General features: G+C 43.8%; 18 protein-coding genes. 8 read left to right on the top strand and 10 right to left on the bottom strand.

All coding sequences use genetic code 11. The features are described from left to right. Nucleotides 1-64 precede the first annotated feature (64 nt). Entirely contained in the window at nt 65-613 is a 549-nt protein-coding gene (locus ACJJIM_RS10110; protein ID WP_444913192.1) for a hypothetical protein, read from the top strand. A gap of 46 nt (nt 614-659) precedes the next feature. Continuing rightward, nucleotides 660-995 (top strand): DUF6488 family protein, encoded by a 336-nt coding sequence (locus ACJJIM_RS10105; protein WP_444913191.1) that lies wholly within the window; start codon nt 660-662, stop codon nt 993-995. Nucleotides 996-1,184: 189 nt separating this feature from the next. Here ACJJIM_RS10105 and ACJJIM_RS10100 read toward each other — a convergent pair whose 3' ends face one another. Then, nucleotides 1,185-1,598, bottom strand: coding sequence for an SRPBCC family protein (locus ACJJIM_RS10100; protein WP_444913190.1), 414 nt, complete (start codon nt 1,596-1,598; stop codon nt 1,185-1,187). A 12-nt stretch (nt 1,599-1,610) separates the two neighbouring features. Then, on the bottom strand, nt 1,611-2,624 hold the full coding sequence (locus ACJJIM_RS10095) for an aldo/keto reductase (protein WP_444913189.1): 1,014 nt from the start codon (nt 2,622-2,624) through the stop codon (nt 1,611-1,613). A gap of 230 nt (nt 2,625-2,854) precedes the next feature. Here ACJJIM_RS10095 and ACJJIM_RS10090 point away from each other — a divergent pair, with 230 nt between their 5' ends. After that, nucleotides 2,855-3,760, top strand: a complete 906-nt coding sequence (locus ACJJIM_RS10090; protein WP_444913188.1) for a LysR substrate-binding domain-containing protein — start codon at nt 2,855-2,857, stop codon at nt 3,758-3,760. Between the two features lie 324 nt (nt 3,761-4,084). On the opposite strand, the gene ACJJIM_RS10085 is transcribed toward ACJJIM_RS10090, so the two are convergent. Continuing rightward, on the bottom strand, nt 4,085-4,717 hold the full coding sequence (locus ACJJIM_RS10085; RefSeq protein ID WP_444913187.1) for a hypothetical protein: 633 nt from the start codon (nt 4,715-4,717) through the stop codon (nt 4,085-4,087). 1,515 nt (nt 4,718-6,232) lie between these two features. Between ACJJIM_RS10085 and ACJJIM_RS10080 the strand changes: the two genes are divergently transcribed. Genes ACJJIM_RS10080 through ACJJIM_RS10070 form a run of 3 tightly spaced genes read left to right on the top strand, consistent with a single transcriptional unit; the run spans nt 6,233 to nt 8,712 of the window. Then, nucleotides 6,233-7,036: an iron-containing redox enzyme family protein gene (locus ACJJIM_RS10080; RefSeq protein ID WP_444913186.1), complete on the top strand. Its 804-nt coding sequence runs from the start codon at nt 6,233-6,235 to the stop codon at nt 7,034-7,036. Then, nucleotides 7,014-7,784 (top strand): class I SAM-dependent DNA methyltransferase, encoded by a 771-nt coding sequence (locus tag ACJJIM_RS10075; protein WP_444913185.1) that lies wholly within the window; start codon nt 7,014-7,016, stop codon nt 7,782-7,784. The genes ACJJIM_RS10080 and ACJJIM_RS10075 overlap by 23 nt, the downstream gene beginning before the upstream one ends. After that, nucleotides 7,777-8,712, top strand: a complete 936-nt coding sequence (locus ACJJIM_RS10070; protein WP_444913184.1) for a TauD/TfdA family dioxygenase — start codon at nt 7,777-7,779, stop codon at nt 8,710-8,712. Before ACJJIM_RS10075 ends, ACJJIM_RS10070 begins: the two co-directional genes overlap by 8 nt. A gap of 225 nt (nt 8,713-8,937) precedes the next feature. Here the strand turns inward: ACJJIM_RS10070 and ACJJIM_RS10065 are convergent, their stop codons facing one another. Together ACJJIM_RS10065 and ACJJIM_RS10060 are read right to left on the bottom strand one after the other, a co-directional pair. Next, complete coding sequence (locus ACJJIM_RS10065; RefSeq protein ID WP_444913183.1) at nt 8,938-9,822, bottom strand: SDR family oxidoreductase; 885 nt, start codon at nt 9,820-9,822, stop codon at nt 8,938-8,940. 35 nt (nt 9,823-9,857) lie between these two features. Then, nucleotides 9,858-10,892 (bottom strand): alkene reductase, encoded by a 1,035-nt coding sequence (locus ACJJIM_RS10060; RefSeq protein WP_444913182.1) that lies wholly within the window; start codon nt 10,890-10,892, stop codon nt 9,858-9,860. Between ACJJIM_RS10060 and ACJJIM_RS10055 the strand changes: the two genes are divergently transcribed. Continuing rightward, on the top strand, nt 10,867-11,913 hold the full coding sequence (locus ACJJIM_RS10055) for a LysR family transcriptional regulator (RefSeq protein WP_444913181.1): 1,047 nt from the start codon (nt 10,867-10,869) through the stop codon (nt 11,911-11,913). The genes ACJJIM_RS10060 and ACJJIM_RS10055 overlap by 26 nt on opposite strands. A 263-nt stretch (nt 11,914-12,176) precedes the next feature. Here the strand turns inward: ACJJIM_RS10055 and ACJJIM_RS10050 are convergent, their stop codons facing one another. The 4 genes from ACJJIM_RS10050 to ACJJIM_RS10035 form a co-directional block, all read right to left on the bottom strand. Further along, nucleotides 12,177-13,169, bottom strand: a complete 993-nt coding sequence (locus ACJJIM_RS10050) for a zinc-dependent alcohol dehydrogenase family protein (RefSeq protein ID WP_444913180.1) — start codon at nt 13,167-13,169, stop codon at nt 12,177-12,179. Nucleotides 13,170-13,270: 101 nt separating this feature from the next. Then, complete coding sequence (locus tag ACJJIM_RS10045) at nt 13,271-14,116, bottom strand: enoyl-CoA hydratase/isomerase family protein (protein ID WP_444913179.1); 846 nt, start codon at nt 14,114-14,116, stop codon at nt 13,271-13,273. Between the two features lie 33 nt (nt 14,117-14,149). Further along, nucleotides 14,150-14,968 carry an SDR family NAD(P)-dependent oxidoreductase gene (locus ACJJIM_RS10040; protein ID WP_444913178.1) on the bottom strand — a complete coding sequence of 273 codons (819 nt, stop codon included), beginning with the start codon at nt 14,966-14,968 and terminating at the stop codon, nt 14,150-14,152. A gap of 3 nt (nt 14,969-14,971) precedes the next feature. Then, complete coding sequence (locus tag ACJJIM_RS10035; protein WP_444913177.1) at nt 14,972-15,940, bottom strand: LLM class oxidoreductase; 969 nt, start codon at nt 15,938-15,940, stop codon at nt 14,972-14,974. Nucleotides 15,941-16,198: 258 nt separating this feature from the next. Here ACJJIM_RS10035 and ACJJIM_RS10030 point away from each other — a divergent pair, with 258 nt between their 5' ends. Continuing rightward, entirely contained in the window at nt 16,199-17,107 is a 909-nt protein-coding gene (locus ACJJIM_RS10030; protein ID WP_444908138.1) for a LysR family transcriptional regulator, read from the top strand. A 124-nt stretch (nt 17,108-17,231) separates the two neighbouring features. Here ACJJIM_RS10030 and ACJJIM_RS10025 read toward each other — a convergent pair whose 3' ends face one another. Next, on the bottom strand, nt 17,232-17,975 hold the full coding sequence (locus ACJJIM_RS10025) for a glutathione S-transferase family protein (RefSeq protein WP_444908139.1): 744 nt from the start codon (nt 17,973-17,975) through the stop codon (nt 17,232-17,234). Nucleotides 17,976-18,273: the final 298 nt, after the last annotated feature.

Genomic DNA, 18,273 nt, shown 5'->3' with positions numbered 1-18,273 from the left:
ATAGCCAGAAAGTGACTTTATCAAGTTAATTGAACAGAAAAAACACAGATTTAGAGCTTACAGAATGAATACAACTGAAATGCCAGTGCAGTCTGCACAAACGCTGATTAAATCCACACTTGCTGCTGGCGTGCTTGCAGCCATTATGTTGACCACGGTGATCCTGCCAGCTGAATACAATATAGATCCTACTGGAATCGGCAGTGCACTGGGGCTTACTGAATTAAATAGTCAAGAGCAGGGAATCGCTGTGCCGGAAATAGAGCAGCGTGGTGAGCAGACCTTTGCTTATCGGACTGACACTACAACTATTGAAGTGCCCGCTGGCCGTGGAATTGAATACAAATTTCAATTGGATAAATACGGTCATTTGGAATATGAGTGGGTGACGGAGAGTGGTGAACTTTACTTTGATTTTCACGGCGAACCCACAGGCGATACTACCGGCTACTTTGAGAGCTTTGCTATTGCTACCGCAAATAAAATGAGTGGCTCTCTCACCACGCCTTTTGATGGTTCCCATGGCTGGTATTGGAAGAATAACGGTCAGGAATCTGTAAAGATCACTCTAAAAACAAAGGGGTTCTACGAGGTTATTGGGCTCAAACAGTAACGCCTTTTTATTAACATTCGCTAAAACTGAGAAGAAAGAGAGTATTATGAACAAACTTATTCGAGTCATCTGCGTATCAGTTACCTTAGGCTTCGCAAATCTTGCTTTCGCCCATGGTGACCATGAGAGAGACAATTTTGCCACTGTATCCATGGTAGAAGCCAAGGGTATCGCCAGCCAGGAAGTAGCTCGCCTAATCAAAGAGGGTAAGCTCAACAAATCCTGGGCTGACAAGCCGCTCAATGCAGCCATGCAACGTGTTGACAACCAGCGACAGTGGGTTGTTAGCACCGAGGACCAGAATGGCAACCTGGATAAAATATTAAAAATCTTCTTATCAACGGAAGGCTACTTTCTGACTTTTAAGGTGATTGATCGTTAATGATTTAATCATGTTCCTGCGCTGATGCTCAAAAGCATTGGCGCAGCTGCTACATCTTGAGGTGTTGGCGTGTGTTAGTTAAGTAGTACTCTCTTCTTGGAGGCCTGAGTTACTAAAAATTGATTAGGCTAAACCTGGAGTGTTACTTAAAGAAGTATTCCCAGGTTTAACCTAATCACCATACTTTATTTAACCATAATGCTTTCTTAGAGCACTCAGACCATTTTCATAAATTTCTTGAAATAGGCTTGAAGCTTCTTCCTCTGATACTCCAACTGGCGTAAACTCTCCAAACCACTCAACACGAGAAACACCGCTAGTATCAGTATCCTTTACACGCAATGTTGAATAGTAATCGGCTACAGGGAAGGGCGCTTGCAGGATATGGTAACTATAGCTTCGCTTTTTCTCATCAAAAGCTATCAGTCTCTCTATAATGATCCCGCCATCTGGGTTTTCAAGGTAACGAACTCGCCCTCCCTCACCGAGCTCCGACTTAGGTATATATGGAAGCCAGTCTGGCAGGGAGTTGAATCCACCAATCAGTTGCCACACCTCGTCACTACTGGCTTGGATTTCGGTGAATGTAGAAGCTTTAGCCATTGCAGTTACTCCTTATTTCTCAATCGGTAGGGGGGCGAATTCATCGACAAGGTGTTCTTGGCGTAGCTCCTGCCATAGTGCATCTGGAATATTGGTTTCCAGAGCCGCAACATCTTCTTTGATTCTACTCGGTTTACTCGCACCTGGAATTACTGCAGCGATAGCTGGATTGGCTAATACAAATTGCAAGCCAATAGCTTTAGTGCTAACTCCATACTTATCGCCAATCGCTTTGATTTTGGAAACTTTTTGCAGCACGGATTCTGATGCTGGCACATACTCAAAATTAGGCCCTCCAACCAGCGCTCCAGAACTATAGGGGCCTCCAGCTACGATACCGAGGTCACGTTCTAAGATCTGTGGTATTACTCTCTGAAGGGCTCGAGAGTGATCCAGCAAGCTGTAGCGACCAGCAAGTAGGAAACCATCGGGGCGAGGTTCCTCAAGATCAAGGAGTATTTCAATGGGTTCCACTCGGTTTACTCCCAGGCCCCAGGCTTGGATCACGCCTTCATCACGCAGTTTGTCAAGAGCCTTGAAAGCGCCTTTGCGAGCACTTTCGAATATGCTAAGCCATTCGTCACCATAAAAATCTTGGGCAACATCGTGAACCCATGCAATTTCAATTCGATCGGTCTTTAACCGCTTGAGGCTATCTTCAATTGAACGCATTGTCGCATCATAGGAGTAGTCATTTACTATCTTATTGGGTCGTCCATACTTGAAAATGTCGCTTTTATCTCCAAGGTCTCGATCACTGGTATTTTCAACTTCATCCAGGATCAAGCGGCCTACCTTAGTGCTGATTACATAGTCTTCCCGTGGGTATCTGGACAGCGCCTCGCCCATACGAATTTCTGCGAGACCAGCTCCGTAGAACGGGGCATTATCAAAGTACCGGATACCACTGTCCCAGGCCGCCTCTACTGTTGCTTGGGCTTCCTCATCCGGAATTTCACGAAACATATTTCCGAGAGGTGCGGTACCAAAACCGAGTTTACTGGGGAAAAGATTTTTCAATTTCACTTTGAACTCCTAAATGAAGCATGCAACTCATAAAATATTGACTATTCAGTCTGCTTATTTATAGCGTCAGAGTAGCCAGTCATTGCCCGCTATCACTAATACTACTGTAGGGAATCTGCAGAATGATGCGTCTGTGATCAGGGGCAGTGGGTCAACGCAGGCAGTTTGCTTTAGTTGCTTTTGACGAAAAAGCCGTCTATAAGCAAATGACAATTGACTTGGAATCAATAATGCAGATTACCCTTCAGGAACTACAGGTGTTTATTACCGTGGTGGATACTTCCTCAATCACTTCGGCGGCTGAACGCTTAGAGCAGACCGTTTCCGGGGTCAGTCGTGCACTGGCCAGGTTGGAAGATAAGCTTCAAACTACCCTTCTACAACGCACTACAAGGCGACTGGAGTTAACCGAAGAGGGCCGGGCTTTTCTGAGTTATGCAAGAGGTATCCTCAGATCGGTAGAAGAGGCTGAGGAACAGATGGCTGCTCGCCAAAAGTATCCCTCGGGTTTGCTGCGCATAGACGCCGCCACGCCATTTATGCTGCATGTAATTACGCCGCTGGTAAAAAGTTTCCGAACCCGATATCCACAGATAGAGCTTGAGCTAAACAGTAACGAGGGAATTACCGACTTGATAGAGAAGCGTACTGATGTGGCATTTCGCATTGGGAAGCTTGAGGATTCAACATTACATGCCAGGCCGATAGGTTCTAGTAAAGTTCGAATACTAGCCAGCCCTGGTTACTTACAACAACATGGGACTCCAAAGAGTGTGGAGCAGCTTGTCCAGCACACATTGCTGGGTTTCACAAAGCCTGAACTTCTCAACAAGTGGCCCGTGCAAGGACACGATGGGGAGATGTTGCACATTAAGCCTACGGTCACTTCATCCAGCGGAGAGACTTTGCTCCAATTAGCTCTTTCGGATGTAGGGATCACCTGCTTATCAGACTTTATGACCCAGAGAGAGTGTCATGCTGGGCGATTGGTGCAACTATTTCCAGAGCAAACTGTAGAAGTAAATCAATCCATTAATGCGGTTTACTACCGAAATACTGCACTTTCATCACGTATCAACAGTTTTATTAATCACATTATTGAGGAACTGGGTGAACGGCCATTTGATGTTCCTTAGGTAGAGAGTTGTCTTATTGTTTTTTGTTTATTCCCTGCCAAGCAGTTTAACTTCAATATAAAACGGGACAATAAAATTTGTAATAGCAGGCCCTGTCAAAAAGCTATAAAGAAAGACTTTATTTAGCTTGCGTAGCACTTTCTCTGGAAAGCTAGGTAAGCGATCTTACCTAGCAGTGAGTCAGGATTCTATTTGAGGAACTCAAGTTGGGGGTGAGTGGCCAGTCATCGAAGTTCAAAAGCCAAACAAAAGATATTCTGATGCTGCAGCGGCACATCACAACCAGGGATTGCTTATTAAGTCCGAACTACCACAATTTACCTGCTAGGTGATTTCGATTGCAATACCACTCCAAACGTAACTATGCGCCCCACTATTTTGATAACGCAACGTTCGCCATCCAACATCATTCCTCCAAACTGGTTGGCTTTCATTCGGGTTATAATATTTGACTGTGTTCCCATCCTTGGCAATCAGGATATTATGGAAACCCATCTCTTGAGCAGACACAGGGGAAGGGCCTCGAAACATCATAAAAGCGCAATTGTAAAAGGTGTCGGCACGCAAGTTCCTCGGCATTCCCCCGTTACTAGCTGGCTGAATGAGATTTGTAAACAGCGCATTATAATCAGCTCTATTGGTCGCCTGCGCGAGTTGAAGGCACACGTCTTTCTGCGCCGCATCGTATAGAATCCGACCGGTGCGCCCAGGCTGTGCATTCACGTAGTTTCGCACACGTATCGGCGAACTATTGTTGGCCGCCACTAAGGGGTGGTTACCACCGAGTGGAACCGGAGGTAGGTCAGCATTCTGCCATTTGATGGTGTTCCACAGAGTCCCTTCCACAAATACCTGTGGCCTTGGCGCACGGATATCGAATCCTGACACTGCGATCTCGGTGCAGTGAGCAGCACAAGAATTACCGGCCTGGCTGGGTAAAGTTTTTAGATGCAACATCAAAGTTTCCTTTTTTCAACAGATTTATTTGAAAGCGATAGAGACAGCTTTTTTCTAAATATGTTCTTAATGATGGTCCTTTTAAGATGTGTAAATTTGATTACATCAAAGTTTTAGTCGGTGTAGCTTTCAATTTGTTACATATAAAAAGCTGAATTTATCAATACGTGAAGTTTGAGTAGAAATATCAAAGATTTTGAGGCTAAAAACATGTCGAATACGCAAAAAACATCACGAAAATATTTAATTAAAATTGAATAAAGGGGGGTGAATTTTATAGATTCTTCATGTTGAATCTTAGGTTTCTAGGTGGCGCAGCATCTTCTTATTTGGATTAGTTAAGACAAAGCCCATTTGAGGATTCAATAATACGTACTAGGTAGATCGGTTCTAGCAGAGTTCGAATTCTAGCCAGTCCTGACTACTTACAACAACATGGTAGCCCGGAGGGTGTTGAGCAACTTGTCCAACACACCTCACTTGGTTTTACAAAACCAGAATGATTCAACATATGTCCGCTGTATGAGCAGAGTGGGGACATACTGGACATCAAGCCAACGATTACTTCATCTAGTGCTGAGACTTTACTGCAACTAGCACTATCAGATGCAGGAATCGTATTTTTATCAGGCTTTAAAACCAATAGAGAGTCAAACCGGGCGGTTGGTGCAATTATTTCCAGAGCAGACTGTAGAGGTAAATCAACCTATTTATGTGATTTGCTACCGAAACACTGCGTAGTCAACACGTATCACCAGTTTTATCAATCACATTATTGAGGATCTGGGTGAGCGGTCCTTTGATGCTCCTTAGGAAAGGAGTTGTCTTATTGTTTTAGTTTATGCCTAGCCAAGCTGATTAACTTCAAAATAGGATAAGCTAAGAGAAGATGCAATAGGATACCCTCACACATTATCTACAAAAAAACTTTATTTAGCTTGTGCAGAATTTTCTGTGGAGAGCTCGTTATGTGAGTCTTCTTCATTTATTGGTTGTTCCGGCTATCTCTGTGTTGTTTGACCGTGGCATGGATTAATCGATCCATTTACGCTGTGAGCCCTCCGCCTTAATCCTTATTTCTAATTGCTATGTTCTGAATCTTTCTAAGAAGAAATTTATTCAGCGGAAACTGTAAGAATATTCGGTTCACCTTCGACTGATATTTAGGTGGCATATGTCAGGCTTGATATTGTCGCCAATCTAAATATTAACTTTTTAGGAAGGGAGGTAAGTGGTGTCAGAGTCAAATTTAAAATTTTGGTTTTGAGGTGAGGGATAACCTCGCAACAGGTAAAAATAATTAATTATGTTGACCTGTTGAGTAGAGTTGTTGGAGGTTGGTGAATGAATATTTATCAATTTACAGGAGGTATAACCATGTATCTATTTCGCTAGTTGCTGAAGAAAATTTAAGTAATAAACCGTATTTATAGTTTTATACATTTATAGATGCGTAAATATTTACTTAGTTAAAGTTATTCAACCCCGAATCAGTGTTTAATGCTGGAGATTTTTATGTGCCTTCAAAAAAAAGCTTGGTTAAAAAAGCTTTCAAAGGAAGCTCTTGAGCATAGAGCTGTAAACCATCCATATCTTGTGCAGTTTTCCAATGGTACTCTACCAAACTTTAGGTTTGCAGTAGCTGACTTTGCCCAGCAGTATGGATTTTACTCTTCCCGTTTTATCAATATGTTGGCTGCAGTAATTGCAAGGTTACCATCAAAGAAACATCGAAATGTACTTCTGGGAAACCTTCATGAGGAGTCAGGGCATTATGAAGAAGCGGAGCTTAATCAACTGGAGCAATACGGGATTAAAAAAGATTGGGTCCATGATATTCCGCATACAGAATTATTCGAAAATTTTAGGTTACGAGTAACAGATGGTATCCCGCAGATACCCCTATCTGAGGAGGCATTAGTTTGGTATGAAATGCTATCTGGTGTCCTACTTCATGGCCCTACAGAGGAGGCGGTAGGGGCTTTAGGGTTGGGGACTGAGCACATTGTAAGCTCTATTTATCCATATATAGAGAGAGGGTTGCAATCTCTGCCTGATCTAGGTCTGGCTGATTACTGTTTTTTCCCAGTACATACACTCGTTGACGACAATCATACAGAGAGCCTTAATCAAGTCGCCCTGGATTTTGCTAACACTGATGAAGAAAGAAGGCGCCTGCGCCATGGTGTCATGAAGGCTTTAAATCTTAGAGCTGCGTTTTGGGATGGTTTGCTGGAAAGAGCAATAAAGGGGCCTGAGAGTAGTTTCATCAATAATGCACAGGAAGGAGTCCGTAATGATTCACTCTCCATCAACTGAAGAAATATATAATTCTCAGGCGACTAATTGGCATCGGTCGGAAAAGGTGATGCTTAGTGACTATACAGCCAGACCTCTAGTTTTAGAGGCGCTGGGTAATGTCTCCGGTCAGCACATTTTAGATATTGGCTGTGGGGAAGGCTATATGTCTAGAATAATTATGGAATCTGGTGCTGGCTCAATATTTGGGGTTGACTCATCTTTAAAAATGATTGGTCAAGCAAAGTCAATGTCGGTTGAGCTTGGGTTGCATAAGGCTAATTATGAAGTTGGAAACGCGGTAAGCTTTAATCAATACCCAAGGACTGAATTTGATCAAGCAATAGCAGTCTTTCTGTTCAATTACTTAACCATTGAGGAGATGGTACAGGTAATGACTAGGGTGAGATCACTACTCAGCTCTAATGGAACCTTCATATTTACAGTCCCACACCCCTGTCTACCCTATATGCGAGATGAGATCCCGCCATTTTACTTTGAACATAGAGGGAGAAAATATTTAGAGGGAGTTGATGAAACTTTTGAAGGAAAGATATGGCGTAGAGATGGTATTGCTGTATCTGTGCGATGTGTACATAAAAACTTTACTCATTACTTTGAGGCTCTTAGATTGGCAGGGTTTACCAGGTTACCATCAGTTAAGGAACTTGCAGTAACTGAAGATCATTTGTCACTTGATACTAATTTCTTTGGCCCTCTTAAGGGCTATCCACTTCATGTTCTATTTAGGGTTCAAGCAAATGACTGAATTGGCCCCATCACCCTTGGTTCGTGCTCAGGCCTGGGATGCGGTGTATATGGAGAAAAACTCTTCCTGGAAGTTTGCCTTGCCTAAAGGATGGCGCGCTGAAGCACACGCCTTGGCAGAGTGGGCTTCCAAGCAGACTAACCCTGTTGAAGTGCTTGAAAATAACTCTGTGTCTACTCCTCAAATTGGCAGCCTGTCTCAGGGTATTAAGCGAGAATTACATCAAGGGACTGGTGTAGCATGGATACGAGGTGTAACCGATCTTGATCATCAGGTACTTAATCTATTTTTCTTGAAACTCAGTCTTGCATTGGGTAATACCATTGATACTTACGGTAGACTCTATGGTGTTCAGAATGCCGGGATGGACTATAAAACGGAGCCCATTCCAATCTCTCAAACCAATGAAGCTACTAGTGTTCATACTGATAGCTCGCAGAAATTGATTCAACCAAGGATAGTTGGACTTTGCTGTTTAACGCCTGCGGTATCTGGTGGTATATCTAAGGTAGTATCTGCTGCACAAGTTCATGAGAGAGTAAGGGCGTCATCGCCTGAAGACCTTCTTCTTCTGTATAAGAGTTATATTCGAGACCTGGTTGCTCCAGATAGTAAAAAAAATGTGGAACATTTGCTTGGTAACCAATTTCCTATTTTTAGCTATATTAATAGTAAATTATCTATTCGTTACATGCGCTATTGGATTGAAAAAGGTCATGAAAGGGTAGGTAAAGTATTGTCCAAGGATGTTTGTCAATCTCTTGATCTATTGGATCAAGAGTTAAATAATAAAGAAAATGTAGTTAGTTTTTCGATGAAATCTGGAGATTTACTCTTTCTTGACAATACCAGAGTGCTCCACGATAGAGAAAAGTTCACTGATACATTAAGCCAAAGGCGAAAATTTACCCGAGTATGGATTGAATAGCTCCTGATATATGACTAGATGGTGGCCTTTAAGTATTTCTTATTAGCGCCTTTGCTAACTCTATAAGGTTGATAGGATGGCATAGAATGCTATGGCAAGCTAAATAGTTTAAGCGTTCATTGATGACGGTAAATGGTATAAGTACTAAATATGTAATTAAACTTGATCTGACAGTCATGCACCCTCCAGATCCTGCACTGTCAGATCAAGTGTCTGTATTTATATTTAAATGATTGCTTTATTAAATTTCTGAGTCTCCTGTCGGAAAAAATCTTCAAGCGTAGTTGGTTTCCTTCCCAATAGCTCTTCCACATGACTAGAGGGTTCAATGGTATGGCCCCACTCGCGGGTTACTGGCCACAGCTGGGCAAGAGCATCAGCCGATTTCTTTTGGATTCCGGCATTTAACAATCCTAACTTTGCTGCTTCATCGCTTATAGGTAAATATGTGATTTTTCTATCTAATACTTTGGATAAAACATCTGCAATATCGCTATAAGTTAATTTTTCTGATCCAGTGAGTACATATTTCTTTCCAGTATACATGCCTGGGTCCACTAATATTTTTGCTGCTACATCTCCGATGTCCTGATGATCGGCTGTAACAACAGTAGCGCCTGGTGCAGAGCCAAAAGGTGCACTAATAGTATTTTGTGTGGCAATTTCACTGGCTGAGGCGAGAAAATTGCTGTTAAAACCAGCAGGCTGCAGAATAGTCCAGTTTAAACTTGACTGGGTAAGATAATTTTCTGCTTCTCCTAACCATCTGGCTATATCAATCGATGAATTGGTATCTGCCCCTAAACCTGAGAGCTGTACAATATGTTTAAGACCAGCCTGTTCAGCTATACGGATAAAAGCAGCATGTTTTTGAGGGAATGAGGGTTCGAATGCAGTAACTAGAAAGGCTGATTCAATGCCATCCAACGCTTCTAATAGAGAGTGTTCATCTTCGTAGTCTCCTCTCACATAGTTGATGTTATCTGCCTTGATTGGGGCACTTGAAATATCTCGTAACATAGCTCTAACAGGTATATCAGTTTTGGCGAGATTTTTAAGAACGGCTTTGCCATTGTTGCCAGTGCCGCCAGTGATCAGAATTTTTTCCATGGTTATATCCATTACAAAGTTAAGAGGTCTATCAATTAAGCACTTTCTTCAGCTAGAGATGGGTAATCTACATACCCTCGCTCATCACCCGCAAAAAATGAGGACATATCTTCTTCGTTATAGGGCCCATTAGTTGCCAGGCGTTCTACAAGGTCCGGGTTGGATATAAATAAACGCCCAAAGGAAACGTAGTCGGCTGATCCTTTAGCAATAGCGTTTTTTGCGGACTCCAGATCATACATACCATTGGCAACGTAGCGGCCGTTATATGCATCGCGTAGCTGGATGTGATCAATGGCTGGTTGCTCATCTCTATCCCAGGCTCGCTCCATCATTTGCATATAAGCTAGGTTGTACCTATTCAGCTGGTTAACAACATATAAATAGGTTTCTTGAGCACTGCTGTCCGTCAAGCTAATTTCCGGAGATAGCTTGATTCCAACTCTATTTGATCCCCACACTTCACTCAGCGCGGATATTACTTCAAAGATAAAGCGAGCTCTGTTTTCTACGCTGCCGCCATAGGCATCAGTACGATGGTTGCTACTATCGTGAAGAAATTGCGCGGGTAGGTAGGGTCCTGCGGCGTGGAGTTCAACTCCATCAAAGCCGGCTTTTAGCGCATTCTTAGCTGCTTGTTTGTAATCTGAGATAATGCCTTGAATCTCATCACATGTTAATGCTCGTGGAACTGCATAGGGCTTCTTTCCCTCATAAGTATGTGCTTCTCCTTCCGCAGCTATTGGCGAGGGCGCAACAGGCGCTTCACCTCCGATAAGGTCGGGGTGTACTTCTCTGCCCATGTGCCAAAGTTGGATAAAAATCTTCCCACCACGGCGATGTACAGCATCGGTAACCTCTCGCCAGCCCTCGATTTGTTCTTCCGTAAAAATGCCAGGGGTGTCCACCCATCCGAGCCCTTGTGGTGAAATCGCGGTAGCCTCTGTGATGATCATCGCTGCGCTGGCCCGTTGAGCGTAATACTTGGCGTTGACGCTTGTTGGTACACCATCTCGACCTATCCTTGCACGTGTCAAGGCGGCCATGATGATACGGTTACTAGTTTCCATAGATCCAAGCTTTCCGTGGGAAAAAAGGCTTGTATTGTCTTGTTTCTTAGTCATATCTATTGGCTCTGCTTGTTTCGATCGGGTGCAGATTAGCCATGTTGACGATAAAATAATAATGGTATATATAGATCAAGATGATAAGTTTTATGAATCAGGTTCTAGTATGACCCAAGAGCAACTCAAGATGTTTATTGCCGTAGTGGAGCAGGGAAGCTTTCGCGGTGCGGCCAAGGCGATTTTCAAAACCCAGCCGACGATTAGTAATGCGGTTAAGAAGCTTGAGGAGGAATTTGGCTTTCCTTTATTTGATAGAGATAGTTATAGACCGAACCTCACAAAGCAGGGAAAGGCTTTTTACCAGCAGACTAAGCGAGTTATGCAAAGCCTTGAACAGCTCTCTGTAATGGGGCACCAGCTTGGAGCGGGAATAGAGCCCAAGTTTACCGTGGTCATCAGCGGTATTGTTGAGCTATCACCCTTGTTAAAACAGATCAAGCCTATAGTTTTGTCATTTCCCAATACGGATTTCAGTATTAGCACTGAACTACTGTCGGGCGTAATGGAGCGTATAGATGACAATGAAGCTGATCTGGCATTTGCTACTTTATTCGGTGTTGAGAGTAAACATGAGTGGAAGGAAATAGGGCAGGTTGAATTAGTTAATGTTGCGGCTCCTGACATTTTTCCTGGCTATGAGATTTCACAATTGGAAGCGGCACAACTACCCCAAATTGTCGTGAGGGATACGGGCCGCTCAGAAAATAAGGGAAATATCAACTTGCTGGAAGTTGGACGCAGATGGTTTGTTAATGACTACCATACAAAAAAAGAGCTGACCCTTGCTGGACTTGGTTGGGGTCGGATACCAAAACATTTCATAAAGAGTGAGCTGGAGCGAGGTTTACTTGTACCCATTAGTGTTGAGGGGATTGAAGCATTTAGCAGTTTTGATCTATGTATTATTCGTAATAGAGAACGCTCTTTGGGACCAATTGCTGGTAGATTTTGGGACTCTTTTTAAGGTTGGTATATTTTTAATACATTTACAACTATAAGGGATTAAAGCCGCCTTACAAATTTGAGTGGAGAAATTGTTCTTCAAATAAGATGTCTATTTTAAAAAATATGTTGATAAATTAATGTGAGCTGGTTGAAACAGTTCAGACCTAAAATGAAGTTTTCTGAGTAACCGAAGGCTATCAAATCAGGCCTGAACATCTACATTTTTAGCGATATTCCCATCAATAATGGAGATTTGCGAGTTGAAATCTCTATTAGTCAGACTTAGGGTTCGATATCCACAACAACTTTCCCCATAGCTTGCCCACTTGCCAGCCGTTCATGGGCCTTGCCAATATCAGGCAAACTATAGGAACTTTCATCAAGCACAGGTTTGAGATCGCCTGCTTCAGTAATGGCTTTTAGTGCTTTTAAAATATGTCCGTGTTCCTCACGATGATAATTGTGTAGCATTGGAATTAACATAAAAATGACATGCAAAGACAAGCCTTTAAAGTGAGCAGGCGTCAGGTCAAGTTCTACCATGGAAACGGTAGTAGCTACTTGGCCGTTGAGTTTTGCTGCCTCAAAAGAGTTCGTTATATTTGCACCACCGACTGAGTCGAATACTATATCGAAGCCTGCTCCGTTGGTGTACTTCAGTACATAAGACTCAACTGATTCAGTCCGGTAGTTAATCGGCGTTGCCCCCAGTTTTTTAATCATTGCCAGTTGAGGATCTCCGGAGCCTGTTGAGTAAACATCAGCACCAAAGTGACGAGCCAGCTGTACAGCTATATGACCCACACCGCCCGAGCCACCGTGAACAAGAACACTTTGTCCAGGCTTAACCCCCGCACGCTGTAACCCTTCGTAGGCGGTTATGCCTACTAAGGGCAAAGCTGCTGCTTCCCGCATGGTCAGGTTCTCGGGTTTCAGGGCAATTAAGTTCGCGTCTGCAAAAATATATTCGGCTAATGTTCCCGGCAAGTCAGCCAGTCCACCTGCGCAGCCATAGACTTCATCGCCCACTTGATAATCGGTTACACCTTCGCCAATCTCTTCAACAACACCAGCGAAATCCATACCCAATATCGCCGGGGCTTTCGGTGAAAGGGGTAATGCAGGTCCCATTTGGCGAATCATGGTATCTACGGTATTGACGCTGGTTGCTGATATTTTAATCCGCACATGGCCAGCTTTGGTGGTCGGCTTGGGTACTTCAGCAGCTTCAAATACGTCTGGGCCGCCAAAGGTATTTACAATCATTGCTCTCATTTTGATTCCCAAAAAGTGTACTTTCTGTAGAGTTTTGTCTAAGTGTTCGAAGTAAGTAGGGCATCGCAGTCTGTAAATCATCGAATGCCCAATTGCTACTGCTAGTTTATTTTTTGTACATCCATAACCAGTTGGTTCCAGTTCCGCTGATTTTCAATATCGTGTTCCAACCCTTGTTCATCTGCGATAGAGAAGCGTTTTAGCGCAGGTGTTTTACTGGTTGCTTGATACAGCCAATAGGCCTCCGCTTTTAGCGCTTCACCGATAGGTTTATCGATGGACTCATAGACCGCCTGCTTACAAGCATTGATTGATTCTGCAGGAAATTGAGCGATTCTCTTCGCTAGGCTATCGACATACTCGCCAATTTCATCTGGCTCTAGTGCTTTGTTGATTGTGCCGAGGCTTTCCGCTTCGTCAGCATCGAAATCACGGGCGCTGAGAATAATCTCCAGCGCTTTACCCAGTCCTGTCTGCCGAGCCATCCTTGATGCGCCTCCCCCACAGGGGAGGATTCCCATACCCACTTCCATTTGCATGAATTTATATTTTCCTCGGGCTGCGAAACGCATATCGAGTGCCAAGGCCAGTTCATGGCCACCACCTCTAGCGAAGCCTTCTAGTTTGGCGATCGTTGCTTGGGGCACCTTACTGATGCGTTCACAGATAGCCTGTAAATCCAATAGTTGGGCTTCTTCGCGAGATACAGCTTCGTCAGACATATCTTTCAGTAACTCAGTATCGTAATGACATACCCAAACTTCCGGATTTGCCGACTGAAACACAACGACTTTGGTTTCTCGATCCCGTTCCAGGCGCATTGCCAGGCTGTTTAAGTCGGCCAGCATTTCTTGCCCTTGGACATTCACGGGACCAAAGTCAAATGTCACAGTTAGGATTCCGTCATCTTGCTTCGCCGTGAATGTGGTAAAACCTTCATATTTCATGGTGAACTCCTTTTAATTGAATACGTTAATGTCTTAGGTATTTTTAATGCCGAGTTTGTCGAGAGTGTTCTCAATTTCTTCAATAAGTACCTTTCTCTTTTTCACATCAAGCGCGTCTGGGTGTGGCTGGGACCAATTGCCTATGTCATTGTCAAAGTATTTACCGCTAGCGTTTGAGAACTCATCATCGAGTGCCGCCCGTACCAATATGTTGGCGCCGATACTTAAGTCTTTCCCTTGAGTTCCGTAGGCATCTTTCACCATTTTGCTACCCAGAAATGAGGCGGGATTGATTGCGATAAATTGCGGGGCCTTGTTACCAAGTGATTGGGCTAGCTGGAAGGACCACATGGTGAGAGCCAGCTTACTTTGAGCATAAGCGTCACTGTCGGATAGTTGTTGGTGACCTTTGAGCGCTTCGATGTTTACAGTTGCTTGCGCTGCAGAGGATAGATTAATAATGCGGCCATTGGCGCTAAACAGCGGCAATAGCTGTGTCGTTAACAAGTAGGGGGCAATAGCATTTACGATAAAACGAACATCGTAACCCGTGTCGGTTATTGGGTTCTGTACTTTAAATACGCCGGCATTATTGATAAGAACATCAATATTTGAATATTGAACTTTTACCATTGAGGCCAGTGCTAATACATCTGATAAATTGGATAAATCTGCTCGGAATGTATCTATATGAACTTCCGGAGAGTTTTGCTTTATCACTTCTTTCGCATTCGCTAGTTTTGCATCACTGCGACCATGTAAGAGCAAAGTTTGCCCCTTTGCTGCCAGTAATTTTGCAGTCTCCAAGCCGATGCCATCTGTACCGCCTGTCAATAAAATAGTCTTCTGCATTTGTTATTCCTTTACACTAAAACGTGGGAGAATGACTTCCGAAATTGCTTTAAGAGTTTCTTCAATATTTGCCTGGTTAAATCGGAGGTTCAGGGCAACGTGGTTAACACCGATCTCTTCTCGTGACTTTAGATATTTGCATAATTGATTAATGCCCAGTCGGTATCCCAAGTGTATGGGGTGCGGTAAAGCATCCGGGGTATCGCTTATATCAATATAGAGAGGCTCCATAACCGGCTTGTTAATAGCCGAGTTATTTTGCAACTGGCTAATAAATTGCTCTTGTGCGGCATGTGAGCGAGGATAGATGATCCAGCCATCTCCGTTGTCAACTAGCCAGCCTGAGGATTGCTGAGACGAGCCTGTTATCAGTAAAGGCAGGCTTATTTCTCTCGGCTTGGGCAATATGTCCAGATCGCCGGAAATCGACCCCAGTGAGCTCTGAAATTGAGGGTAGGGTTCTGCTGCACGACGAATATATTCGTAGCTCTCCCTGAACAGTTTGCCTCGCTCCTGATATGAAACATTCATCGCAGGATATTCTTCCGGGCGATCCCCACTGGCGACCCCAAGAATTAGGCGTCCGCCTGAGATTTGATCAACAGAGGCTGCAGCTTTTGCGATATGCACTGGGTGGCGTAAGGGCAAAATGATGCTGGCTACACCGAGGGTAATTTTCGATGTCTGGCCTGAGAGCAGCCCAAGGTAGACGAATGGGTCAAAAGTTTGACCCGCATCGCCAAAAGAAGGCACATTGAAGGGGACATCTCTAAGCCAAATCGCGCTAAATCCCAATTCTTCCGCAAGTTGGACTCGTTCAACATGATCAAGCATCGTTGGAACTGGGTTCGATGCGTAATTCTCTATGGGCACCACAAGTCCCACCGAGAGCTTACCTGGCCTAAATACAGCGTTGTAACCGGCATTGATACTAGCAAAAGAGCCACCTTGAGCTTGGTGTTGAGAGTGCACTGAGGTAGCTCCTATGCTTCTCGGTTAGGAGAGGCTTGGCGGCCAAAGGTGCTAACTAGATCACTATCAGCGGCTTGGACCTGGCCATTTTTTGCGCCGCCGTTCATAAACACTCGTACATGCATCTTTTATCTCCCACAAAGCCTAGGCCAGTCGCCAATCAGTGCTGGCTCGATCTATGATTCAAGACTAAATCATTGGAATTAGTGTATAAACGGCGTATAAATGGAGTCAGAATTCGGTTTTTGGAGATAATACGTGGATACAAATGGGGTTCGGCTATTCGTACTGGCTGCGGAGATGCTGAATATAAGCTCTGCGGGGCGGAGACTTGGATTGGCTCCCTCTGTTGCCAGTGCCCGCTTGTCCAAGCTCGAAGTTCATTTGGGGGCGGACCTATTTCATCGATCTACCCGCAAGGTCTCTCTGTCGATAGAGGGGGAGGAGTTCCTGCCTTTTGCTCGGGAGATCATCGCACAAGAGGATGCGGCTTTTGCTGCGCTGGGGCGTGGAAATTCCTCCGTGAGCGGAACGCTCAGGTTTGCGGCATCGAGCACTTTCGTTCAGCGCTTTATCGCGCCTATCCTGCCTGAATTCCTGGAAAGGTATCCTGGAGTCAACATAGAGCTGAAGCTCTCAGACACACAAGTCAGCCTTATCGAGGGCGGCTTTGATTTGGCACTGCGCAATTATGCGGTTGAAGACAGCAGTTTAATTGGTAGGAAGCTGGCGGATGATAAACGAGTTCTATGCGCTTCTCCCAGTTATTTGGATAAATACGGCATTCCTGAAAAACCACAAGACCTTGTTGCGCATCAGCTGTTGGCCTTTATTAATTCAAAGCCAAGAAAACTGATATCAATGAGTGATCGGAGCACTTATGAATTCCCCCCCTCTAACAGTAAACCCCGAGTGATTTGTGATGATGGCGCCAGTATGCGTATAGCTGCGAAATTCGGGGTAGGGATTTGTATGAGTTCTTTTTGGAATATTAAAGCCGAACTTAATGAGGGTTCCTTGGTGAGAGTACTCCCTGGATATCATATAAGTGACCAATCGGCAATTTGGCTCGTTTACCCCAAATCCAATGTTCTAACATCCAAAGTGCGAGTATTTATTGATTTTCTCATTGAAAAAATCGGAAATCCTCCGATCTGGGGGCGATAAACTGGTTGATTAAATAATGAGGAAGCTAGAGAAAATTAGACTTCCTCACTTGGGCTACAACTTTATTCTGATCTATATCGGTAAGCTTTGAGTGTTATCTATAGAATTCAGAGGGTATGTAAGGCTAATTCAATAAATCTTTTTCTAATTTGTTGCAAATGTCTTCCAAGAAAAATCCCCCTTGTTTTTCCAGCCCTCTGGAAAGCTCTAATAGCGAATCTGGGTATTGATCGACATAGTTTTGCTGAGTAATGCTATCTCTCGTTTTAAACCTTTTATACCAGGCATTGAGCTTCTTGAAACGACGGGGCAGCCTTACATCATAAAATTCATCCAGGAACATGATCAAAGGAAATGTGACACAGTCGGCAATAGTGGGAGAGTTCCCGTAAATAAATTCGTGACTTTCATTGATAGCGGTCTCTAATACATCCAGTCGTTTAATGAAATAGTAGGCTCCACTATATCCGGCATCTTTAAACTGTAGTTCTCGCTCCTGAAATACCGGGCTGATGTTATGGTTCCAGATTGCCAAAATTGTGTTGGCTTCATCTGCCATGGTGGTTAACCTAATAACGTTGGCATAGTCGATCGCATTTTCCCCGATCATGCTTGGGTTTGGGAATACTTTCTCTAGATAGTGAATGATCGCGAGGGATTCTGTAATTGAATTTTCATTATCTATTTTAAGGATTGGAAGTTTGCCATAGGGGTTCAGTTCCAGTACCTCCGGCGGGGGCCATTTCTTCTCGACTTTGGGGTCATATTCCCTTGATTTGATATCCAACCCTTTCTCGGAAAGGTAGATATGTATCCTGCGCGGATAGAGCGCCCAGGAAAAGTTATATATCTCTAAATTGTCAGTCATTTGCAGCACCTTTGGTAACGTAAAGCGTCAGAGACTAATTTTGCAAATCCAACCTCTAGAAACATTAAAAGTTACATGAGTGAAGGCGTTCATGCAACCTTTAATGTTACGTAATGGCATCTGCTTTTGCAGTGAGAAGAATTACCGGGCAGAGGCTCTCTAGGTATAAGCTGCCGGTGGCTACGGGTTTTTAGGCTTCCTGAGCCGAGCAATCCACGCGCGTCTTTTCTCTACATGTCTAAATTTAAAAGACCAAAATCTAAAAATGTCTGACCAAATTCTAAAGCCGAGAAAGTGG

This window comes from Microbulbifer maximicatervae (SeqCode), from assembly GCF_052467615.1.
The sequence above is the reverse complement of the archived record's forward strand: the minus strand, read 5'-3'. Positions and strand labels throughout refer to the sequence as shown.

What these genes read in the sequence shown, in the direction of transcription:
- ACJJIM_RS10110 (WP_444913192.1), top strand. Translation starts at nt 65, where the DNA reads ATGAATACAACTGAAATGCCAGTGCAGTCTGCACAAACGCTGATTAAA.
- ACJJIM_RS10105 (WP_444913191.1), top strand. Translation starts at nt 660, where the DNA reads ATGAACAAACTTATTCGAGTCATCTGCGTATCAGTTACCTTAGGCTTC.
- ACJJIM_RS10100 (WP_444913190.1), bottom strand. Translation starts at nt 1,598, where the DNA reads ATGGCTAAAGCTTCTACATTCACCGAAATCCAAGCCAGTAGTGACGAG.
- ACJJIM_RS10090 (WP_444913188.1), top strand. Translation starts at nt 2,855, where the DNA reads ATGCAGATTACCCTTCAGGAACTACAGGTGTTTATTACCGTGGTGGAT.
- ACJJIM_RS10085 (WP_444913187.1), bottom strand. Translation starts at nt 4,717, where the DNA reads ATGTTGCATCTAAAAACTTTACCCAGCCAGGCCGGTAATTCTTGTGCT.
- ACJJIM_RS10080 (WP_444913186.1), top strand. Translation starts at nt 6,233, where the DNA reads ATGTGCCTTCAAAAAAAAGCTTGGTTAAAAAAGCTTTCAAAGGAAGCT.
- ACJJIM_RS10075 (WP_444913185.1), top strand. Translation starts at nt 7,014, where the DNA reads ATGATTCACTCTCCATCAACTGAAGAAATATATAATTCTCAGGCGACT.
- ACJJIM_RS10070 (WP_444913184.1), top strand. Translation starts at nt 7,777, where the DNA reads ATGACTGAATTGGCCCCATCACCCTTGGTTCGTGCTCAGGCCTGGGAT.
- ACJJIM_RS10065 (WP_444913183.1), bottom strand. Translation starts at nt 9,822, where the DNA reads ATGGAAAAAATTCTGATCACTGGCGGCACTGGCAACAATGGCAAAGCC.
- ACJJIM_RS10055 (WP_444913181.1), top strand. Translation starts at nt 10,867, where the DNA reads ATGATGATACGGTTACTAGTTTCCATAGATCCAAGCTTTCCGTGGGAA.
- ACJJIM_RS10060 (WP_444913182.1), bottom strand. Translation starts at nt 10,892, where the DNA reads ATGGAAACTAGTAACCGTATCATCATGGCCGCCTTGACACGTGCAAGG.
- ACJJIM_RS10050 (WP_444913180.1), bottom strand. Translation starts at nt 13,169, where the DNA reads ATGAGAGCAATGATTGTAAATACCTTTGGCGGCCCAGACGTATTTGAA.
- ACJJIM_RS10045 (WP_444913179.1), bottom strand. Translation starts at nt 14,116, where the DNA reads ATGAAATATGAAGGTTTTACCACATTCACGGCGAAGCAAGATGACGGA.
- ACJJIM_RS10040 (WP_444913178.1), bottom strand. Translation starts at nt 14,968, where the DNA reads ATGCAGAAGACTATTTTATTGACAGGCGGTACAGATGGCATCGGCTTG.
- ACJJIM_RS10025 (WP_444908139.1), bottom strand. Translation starts at nt 17,975, where the DNA reads ATGACTGACAATTTAGAGATATATAACTTTTCCTGGGCGCTCTATCCG.